At 65.3% G+C, this 632-nt stretch carries 1 protein-coding gene; it reads right to left on the bottom strand.

Annotation, left to right across the window (positions count from 1 at the left end; genetic code table 11):
- Nucleotides 1-632 (bottom strand): VWA domain-containing protein (locus tag GSM73_RS27000; RefSeq protein WP_256676735.1); only part of this gene is annotated, 632 nt, incomplete at both ends.

Here is a 632-nt window from a genome sequence, read left to right as displayed (position 1 = left end):
CGTAGTTGGTCCCACCGCCCGCTGACAGGCCGGAGAGGAGCGACTTGGCGGTCGCCACGTCCACCCACACGGAAGTCTGGTCGGTGGCGCTGCTGCTGAAGGTCACGAGCTGGACTTTCACATCCCCCAGATCGTCGTATTTATCGAGCAAGGCACTGATGGCCTGTTTCGCCAGGTCCAGCCGCGAGAGCCCCGGTACACCCGAGGGGTCGGCCATGCTCCCGGACACATCGAGCACGATCAACAGGTTTGAGTCGATCTCCACCGCCGTCACCGAACGCTCGGACGCGACGGCCGTGGGCACGTCGTCGACGATGCTCACCACCAGGTTGCCGGTGACACTGTTGCCCAAGGCGTCCGTGGCCTGGTAGGTGAAGCTTTCGCTCAATACATTCGGGCCGTCGTTGGCGTTGGGCGCCGTCGTGGCGGGCGAAGTCAGCGTGTAGGTGTACGAGCCATCGGGGTTGAGCAACAACTGGCCGTAAGCGCCGGTGGCGTTGCCCACCAGACTGAACGTCAGCGCCCCACTGGCACCAGTCACCGAACCGACAAGGCTACCGCTGGCGGTTTCGCTGGTGGCGCTCGGCTCGCTGCCGGTGACGGTGCCGGGAGCGAGGTCCTGGCCGTCCTGA

It is taken from the genome of Pseudomonas sp. PICF6 (assembly GCF_009831705.1).
In the GTDB taxonomy this organism is placed as follows: Bacteria; Pseudomonadota; Gammaproteobacteria; order Pseudomonadales; family Pseudomonadaceae; genus Aquipseudomonas; species Aquipseudomonas rhizophila.
This window is presented reverse-complemented; position numbering and strand designations above follow the sequence as displayed.